This window comes from Paenibacillus sp. 32O-W (assembly GCF_007679495.1).
Taxonomy (GTDB): Bacteria; Bacillota; Bacilli; order Paenibacillales; family NBRC-103111; genus Paenibacillus_L; species Paenibacillus_L residui.
In genome coordinates this window covers 1-7,541 of the sequence record NZ_VEGP01000117.1, presented here as the reverse complement: position 1 = coordinate 7,541, position 7,541 = coordinate 1, and the positions used below count along the sequence as shown (strand labels likewise).

The 7,541-nt window shown below is 45.5% G+C and carries 10 protein-coding genes; 9 read left to right on the top strand and 1 reads right to left on the bottom strand.

All coding sequences use genetic code 11. From position 1 onward, the window contains the following. The first annotated feature begins 285 nt into the window (after positions 1-285). On the top strand, positions 286-750 hold the full coding sequence (locus FS806_RS24605) for a putative iron-sulfur cluster-binding metallochaperone (protein WP_082655296.1): 465 nt from the start codon (positions 286-288) through the stop codon (positions 748-750). Between the two features lie 74 nt (positions 751-824). After that, positions 825-1,079: an SHOCT domain-containing protein gene (locus FS806_RS24600; RefSeq protein ID WP_062494061.1), complete on the top strand. Its 255-nt coding sequence runs from the start codon at positions 825-827 to the stop codon at positions 1,077-1,079. 148 nt (positions 1,080-1,227) lie between these two features. On the opposite strand, the gene FS806_RS24595 is transcribed toward FS806_RS24600, so the two are convergent. Next, positions 1,228-2,862 (bottom strand): multicopper oxidase family protein, encoded by a 1,635-nt coding sequence (locus tag FS806_RS24595; RefSeq protein ID WP_062494059.1) that lies wholly within the window; start codon positions 2,860-2,862, stop codon positions 1,228-1,230. Between the two features lie 159 nt (positions 2,863-3,021). Between FS806_RS24595 and FS806_RS24590 the strand changes: the two genes are divergently transcribed. The 7 genes from FS806_RS24590 (at position 3,022) to FS806_RS24565 (ending at position 7,467) form a co-directional block, all read left to right on the top strand. Next, positions 3,022-3,453, top strand: coding sequence for a BlaI/MecI/CopY family transcriptional regulator (locus FS806_RS24590; RefSeq protein ID WP_019007641.1), 432 nt, complete (start codon positions 3,022-3,024; stop codon positions 3,451-3,453). Then, the gene (locus tag FS806_RS24585) at positions 3,450-4,310 is read left to right on the top strand and encodes a M56 family metallopeptidase (RefSeq protein ID WP_019007642.1); all 861 of its coding nucleotides are present in this window, start codon (positions 3,450-3,452) and stop codon (positions 4,308-4,310) included. The genes FS806_RS24590 and FS806_RS24585 overlap by 4 nt, the downstream gene beginning before the upstream one ends. A 58-nt stretch (positions 4,311-4,368) precedes the next feature. After that, positions 4,369-5,082, top strand: coding sequence for a cytochrome c biogenesis protein CcdA (locus tag FS806_RS24580; RefSeq protein ID WP_144941929.1), 714 nt, complete (start codon positions 4,369-4,371; stop codon positions 5,080-5,082). A gap of 12 nt (positions 5,083-5,094) precedes the next feature. Continuing rightward, positions 5,095-5,835, top strand: a complete 741-nt coding sequence (locus FS806_RS24575) for an urease accessory protein UreH domain-containing protein (RefSeq protein ID WP_019007644.1) — start codon at positions 5,095-5,097, stop codon at positions 5,833-5,835. A 17-nt stretch (positions 5,836-5,852) separates the two neighbouring features. Then, a complete protein-coding gene (locus FS806_RS24570) occupies positions 5,853-6,365 on the top strand; it encodes a TlpA family protein disulfide reductase (RefSeq protein WP_019007645.1) in 513 nt (170 codons plus the stop codon). Positions 6,366-6,452: 87 nt separating this feature from the next. Then, the gene (locus FS806_RS26910) at positions 6,453-7,388 is read left to right on the top strand and encodes a hypothetical protein (RefSeq protein WP_260982246.1); all 936 of its coding nucleotides are present in this window, start codon (positions 6,453-6,455) and stop codon (positions 7,386-7,388) included. After that, the gene (locus FS806_RS24565; protein ID WP_313960618.1) at positions 7,336-7,467 is read left to right on the top strand and encodes a hypothetical protein; all 132 of its coding nucleotides are present in this window, start codon (positions 7,336-7,338) and stop codon (positions 7,465-7,467) included. Before FS806_RS26910 ends, FS806_RS24565 begins: the two co-directional genes overlap by 53 nt. Positions 7,468-7,541 lie beyond the last annotated feature (74 nt).

Genomic DNA, 7,541 nt, shown 5'->3' with positions numbered 1-7,541 from the left:
TGGGTTACTTTTCCTGTATGCACCTTTAACCTTTATTCCCATGAATTTTTCGACAAGAACTTTTCACTGTCCAGTATCCAAGGACAAGGGAATCAATTGGACAAAAATTGCCGATCAAGGAAAAGGGATGTGAGGGGCGCGATGAGCGAAGGATTCGACCATTAACTTTCGTTTGTAAGGAAAAGAAACGCTTTACTTCTTACGCGCCGCATTGGTCGCCGCGGCAGCGGTTTGGATCTATTACAAAAAGCGGAAACGCTTTTCGAATAAAGGAAGTGCATCTGAATGAACGATTGTTGTAAAAGTTCAGCGGCTTCTCAACGGAGCGTTATGCGATGTCCTATTTGTAACTTCAAGAGAAAAAGTGTGCAGCTTATCACGCTGAAAGCTTTGCTTATTCCATCTGCTTTGGAAAGACTCGATCCGGAAGCGTCATTTGCCTTTTGCCCCAATTCCTCGTGTTCTGTTGTGTATTTTACAGAGGGTTCATTTTTTGACAAAGGGGATCTAAAAGTTCCAGTGTTTCAGAAGGATGAAGCGCCCAATGTTTTAGTTTGTTACTGTTTCGGGTGGACGAGAGAAAAGCTTTTCAAGGCATCTCAGCAAAATGTCAATCCCATTGATCAAATTCGCGGGCACGTCCAAGCTAACCGCTGTGGCTGTGAGGTTAATAATCCGCAAGGCAGTTGTTGCTTAGGTAACGTCACCGAAATTGTAAATCAATGGTTGGGGAAGATCGAAAAGGCTTAACAAAGAAGGTCGAGGCAAGTTAAAGGAATGCTCGGTGCACAAAATGATAATCCTAATGATGGGAGGTATGTATCATGATGGACGGATCAACGATGATGGATGGTTCCATGATGGGCATGATGTGTATGATGATGGTGCTCGGATTACTTTTGTTGATCTTAGCTGTTGGCGTATCTGTTTACGTGGTTGTCCGCTTGTTAATGAGGAAAAGCAAGGTGGAAGATTATCCCCTCATGATATTAAAAGAACGTTATGCCAAAGGTGAACTCAGTGATGAAGAGTTCGACCATAAACGTAAATTATTAGAAAACTCCGACAAGGAAAGATAATAGAAGAATATGCAGAACTACGGGAAAGGGGTTTCTCATCAGAAAGTAGGAATAGGCCTCAATTTCTTATGCAACCGATACTGAACATGCAAAAAGGGAACGGATGAGCGTCCGTTCCCAGGGGGATCAAGTAAGAACAATTTGAATATTATTCAGGCTTGTTACCGGCTTTCGGATCTGGAACAAAGTCGGTTTTATAGTCCGTATACTTCAATTCTGTCACCATGCCGGCCGATGCATGATGCAGGTCGTGGCAGTGGAACATCCAGTTGCCTTCATTGTCTGCTTCAAACGCTACGACGTATTCTTCACCCGGTTTCAGATTCAACGTATCTTTAATGACTGGCGAACCCTCCAAAGGTTTGCCGTTTTTGCTTAGCACCTGGAAGAAGTGGCCGTGCAGGTGCATCGGATGGTCGTCGGTCTTGGAGTTGTTCACGAGACGAACTTTGACTGTATCACCTTTTTTGACTTTAATCGGTTCGGTTTCCGGGAATGTTTTTCCGTTGATGGTATAAACCATATCGCCATTTTTCATTTCCGTATTCAGATTCATCGTGTATTCCATCGTGTACTTCTGATCAAGGGTAAAGTTCATTTTTCCGGCTTGACCATAACGGGTTAGATCGACAACCGGTAGTTTTTCTTTGTCGTTCGGTTTATCCGAACCTGCGGCAACCCCTTCATAAGCGATTACGGCTTTCATCCCTGCAACGGCCTTGTTTTCGCCATGATCTTCAATCAGCCACTGACCGGGATTGTTGGCTTCAAATTCAATATCGTAACGTTCCCCTGGTGCAATCGTGACGACACTATCTTTGAGTATACCCGGATTGTGAATCGGCTGGCCATCCGATGCAGTAATTTTAAACTCATGTCCGTGAAGGTGGATTTGATGAGACAGGTAACCGGCATTAATGAGCCGTATTCGTACTTTTTCCCCTTGTTTTACGGGCAGTTTGTCCACGAGCGATCCGGATTTGCCGTTAACCGTGAACAAATCGTACATGCTCATATCATGTCCCATATTCATTTGACTATGATCCATCGAATTGCTGCCTTTGTTATTCGAATTCCCCATATTCATTTTGCTGTGGTCCATGTTGGACATATCCATTTTAGACATGTTGCCGCCGGACATATTCATATCAGACATGCTCATGCCGGTACTCATCCATTCATCCAGGACGAGCGTATAGTCGCGGTCTACTTTGGTTCCATCTTTCGGTTCCACGATAAACGAACCGTACAATCCTCGGTCTAGCTGGTTTACGCTGTCTTGGTGGGAATGATACCAGTATGTTCCAGGTACGTCCGCTTTAAATGTATAAGTGAACGATTGTCCGGGTTGAACCGCGTTTTGTGTAACGCCCGGAATACCGTCCATCGCATTCGGAACCGGAACCCCGTGCCAATGAATAGTCACCGGTTCAGGCAATTCATTTTTAAGGTTGATTTTCACGGTTTCCCCTTGTTTTACACGAAGCTCCGGACCAGGAACGGAATTGTTGAACGTCCAGACCGGCAGCGTTATTCCCGGTGCAAGTTCTTGATTGCTCGTTTTTGCTGTAAGTGTAAACTCTTTACCGGTTAACGTTGCGACTTTCACTGTGGTGCTAGTATTCGTATTCGTTGGTTGTTGGGCCGCCGATTTATCATCCATGTTCATTTTTGAATGATCCATGCCGCCCATCGAACCACCGCTGGAGTTGAAGCATCCCGTCAATAAAACGGCAATGGCGCCAACAACAGCTGCGCTTTTCAATTTCCAACCGGTTTTCATGGTTATCCCCCATTCTTTTTTTATTTTGTACTGTGGTCTCTTCATTTCGATCATAAAGCAAAAATGTGTAGAACTTGTGAGCACGGACAAGAAAGTTTCGTTATGTTGACAGCGACAATTTTTGTATACTACAATTTGTAGTGTAAGGGTGTGAAGAAAATGAAAATTAAAAAATTCAATATGCATGAATCCGGGTTGAATCATTTTTTCGGACCGCTTGAAGCGCGTATTATGGAGATCGTTTGGGCTTCTGAAAGTATTACGATCAAGGAAATGCAATCCATTTTAAACCAGGAAAATCCCATCTCTTTCAATGCTGTAATGACCGTCATGAGCCGCTTGCAGGAAAAGGGGCTTCTGAAGAGAACAACGACCGGCAAAGGAAGAAATCGGGTTACATCTTTTGAAGCTGTACTGTCCAAAGAACAATTTCTCGCGGAACAAACAAAAGCCGTCACTCACGGACTTATTGAGGAATTCGGAGGACTTGTTGTCAATCATATGATCGATGCCTTGGACGATGTCGATCCGGAACTGATTTCCAAGCTTGAACGGAAAATAAACGAAATGAAAAGCAGGAAACAGTCATGAAACCCGAAACGAAAGTCAAGTGGGTTTACGCCGTGATGCTTCTGTTCGGGTTCCTTATGCTATTGCAAATGGGGATGTATGTAGCCCATCAAATCTGGAACATACCGCTTCGATGGAATATTATTCAATACTGCGTAACCGCAATCGGCGAAAAATCGTCAGGACATGTTTGGGTGAAGCTGGTATTCAACTTGGTTATCGTCTACACTGTGGGCAAAATAGCTTGGCGCATCGGAAAGCAGTGGGTTTTAACCCGTAAATGGCTGTGCAGATTTCGCGAGGCACAACATCAAAAATTAACAAAGCGGTTGAATAAGAAATATCGTCATTGGAATACCGAGTTTATCGTTATTGAGGATCATGCTTTTCTCGCTCTCGCTCTGGGAGTGTGGAAACCGAAAATCATTGTATCCTCGGCGCTGTTCGACTTGTTTGATGAACGCGAAGTTCGGGCCATTCTGCTGCACGAGTGGTACCATTGCCGTAACCGCGACAATCTGAAGTTCTTCCTTTCGACGTTAATGGTCGATGCATTTGGGTACTTACCCATCGTGAAATCGACCGCCCAATATTATCAGACATGGAAAGAACTGCTGGCTGACCGTTTCGCGGTGAAACAAATGGGAACCGAGATTGACCTCGGTAACGTACTGTTGACATTGGCGAATCACACAAAAATGGTTCAATACCGCGCGGCGGGTGTCTATTTTGCGAATACCGCGATCAATTATCGGATTCAGCAGCTATTGGAACCGCAAAAAACAGTTGAAGTCCCGCTGACACTATACCGACCATTGTTTTTATCTTCTTTGACGTTATTTTTGATGAGCAGTCTACTGTTTGGCGGGTGTTCATAAGCCCGCCTTTTTCTTAAACAAAAACACTACAATTCGTAGTATAAATGAGAGGGTTGCTATGAATGCTGCTGATTTAACGGTATGGATCGCGTTCGGTGCAGGCTTTTTATCATTCATTTCACCTTGTTGTCTTCCCCTTTACCCTTCGTATTTATCATATATCACGGGGGTTTCGGTTAAAGATTTGCAGGAGGGCAAAGGGCTGCTTCAAAAGCAGGTATTTTTGCACACCTTGTTCTTTATCATCGGATTTTCGATCATCTTTTTCGCCTTGGGACTATCGGCCAGCTTCGTAGGGAATTTGTTTTCCGGCAATCGGGATGTGATCCGGCAATTGGGGGCCATTATGGTCGTTGTCATGGGACTGATCATGCTCGGTGTGTTTAAACCTAAATTATTGCTCAAAAATGCGCGGTTTGAATGGAAACGGAAACCGTTTGGATATTTGGGTTCCATCTTGGTGGGCGTCACTTATGCGGCTGGATGGACGCCATGTGTCGGACCCATTTTGGCTGCCGTTCTGGCGTTAGGAGTAAGCAATCCCGGCCAGGCGGTGGTATATACTTTTGCCTATACCGTCGGATTCTCTCTTCCATTTTTTGCTATGGCCTTTTTTATCGGAAAGCTGCGTTGGATATTGAAATATTCGAACGGATTCATGAAAGCCGGCGGAGCTTTGATGATATTGACGGGGATTTTGCTGTATACGGATAAAATGACGCAAATTACGATCTATCTGATCAAGCTTTACGGTGGATTTACCGGATTCTAAGGGGGAATGAGAATGTATTCGTTTTTCAGCAAAATCAGTTCCTTCTTAAGCGAACCGTTCTTAGGTGCAGCACATTCGAATATTGCTTTTTTGGCCGCGCTGTTTCTTGGATTTGTCGGTTCAGTGGCGCCCTGCCAGATCTCGGCGAATGTCGCCGCGATCGTGTATTTTGGCAACCGTCAGGCACAAGCCAAGCTTTCCTGGTCGGAAACGGTTATGTATCTTTTAGGGAAAATCGTGCTATTCAGCTTATTTGGCGTATTGTTCTGGTTTTTCGGACAGCAAATTTCCCGCGACTTTATTCCGCTATTCGCATCTGCGAGGAAACTGTTAGGACCATTGCTGGTCGTCATCGGCTTATTTTTGCTTGGGCGGGTGCGACTTCCTTTTCAGTTGGGTGCTCGTTTTTCCTCGTTTATGCGAAACATTGCCGATCGGGTAGGGGGTAAAGGCGGTGCATTTTTGATGGGGATTGCATTTTCGGTCGGCTTTTGTCCGACCATGTTCGTCTTGTTCTTCGGTTCACTCATGCCTCTCGCTATGCAAACTTCATATGGCGGTATTTTACCCCCCGTTTTTGCGATAGGGACAGCCATGCCGTTCCTGCTACTTGCCGCGCTCACCGTAGGTTTCGGCTTTGATCGTATCATGGTGAAACGGGCCAAACGTTGGGGGATTCGGATTCAAAAAATAGCCGGTGTATTGTTTGTCATTTTAGGCGTAAGCGACACATGGACGTATTGGACATTCTGAAGAATGGAGGGAGGGTCATGAAAAAGCAATGGTTGGTGCTTGCAGCCATTATCGTTCTTGCAATTGTTGCCCTCTTTCAAACTTCGCCTGCCAATCGCGAGGAGCTGCCTAAAAAAGGGTATAGAGCGCCGCAGTTTGCATTGCCGGCTCTGGATGGTCAAACGTATACGCTGAAAAAATTGGACGGCAAGCCTGTCGTTCTGAATTTCTGGGCATCCTGGTGCGGGCCGTGCCGGATCGAAGCTCCGGAATTGGTACGGCTTTATGAAAAATATAGAGGAAAGATCGAAATTTATGCGATTAATGTGACTGCCAGCGATTCGGTTGAAGGAGCCAGGGCTTTCGCAGATGAATACGGTTTTTCGTTTCCCGTCCTGCTGGACGATAAAGGAGAAGTTTCGCAAAAATACGGCATTCAGCCGATCCCGACGACGTTTTTTGTGGGTGGGGATGGTGTGATTGTCGATCAAGTGATCGGACTTGTTGACCCACAGTCGATGGAAGCTAAATTCAAAAAACTGTTGCCATAAGGTTTGCTTACCGAACTCATCGACAAAAAAAGTGTGGAGGGAGATACGTTGCCGGACATCTTGCAGTTGGGTCCTTTTATGATCAGGATGGATTGGGTCGTGCTGGCGGTTTCCGGATTCGCAGGATATGCCGCCATGCAATGGAAATGGAAGCGGTCCGATATACATGATCGACCCTTTCTCGAACCTTTGGTGAACGCTCTGCTTATCATATTTTTCGTTTGGAAAATGAGTCCGATCTTACTTTCACCGTCTCTCTTACGGGAGCACCCGTTATTATGGCTGACGGTACCCGGAACCGATATCGGATGGTGGTTTGGGCTTGCCGTTGCTGCATTGTATTTGTACCGAAGTTGGAGGAAAATCGGCGTGCCATGGCGGTTGGTTGGGGATATGTTATCAGTTGGGGGTGTTGTCGCGGTTTTGGTACACAACCTGCTCAGCTGGCAGTATGGAATGCCCACTTCGCTTCCATGGGGGATTTCGATTGAAAATCCTGAGTTTAAGTACCATCCCGTCAATATATATCGCTTGATCATCACCTTGCCAATGTTGCTATGGTTATGGCGGAATGCTCTTCTCATGGGCACGGGAAAGTGGCTGTTAAACACACTGACGTATTACGGTATGGGATTGATGGTGGTGACGTTCTTTGATACAAAAACAGAGTTTATTTTCAGTTTCTCAGGGGAACAAACCGTATATCTTTTGATGATGTTGTTGGGAGTTGGATTATCCGTCTTCTTAAGAAAGGAAAGCCGACAAGCGACGCAAGTGAAAAAAGAGGAAAGGGAGGAGAAGCAGAATGATGCCGCAGGGATATTACCTTCTGATACGCGAAATGTTGCTTCTGACCCGATCGGACCTGAGAAATCGCGCGAAGAAGAAAGGAGACTGCTTCAAAACAATTCGTCCGGGAGGAGGTGGTCAAATGGACTGGGCTTGGTTGCTGGCACTCGCTTGTCCCCTCATGATGCTGATCATGATGAAGGGAATGCACGGGAACAAAGGAAACCGGAGTGAGCATGGAAACGCTGAGATGGACGCACTAAGAAAACAGAATGCGGAACTGAGTCGTCAATTGAACGAACTCAAAAACTGATGCTAGACTGAATAGTGGACACCGAGAATCGAGAATGCGACAATAAATTCAGCAAAATCGAGGTGTCCGAAGAT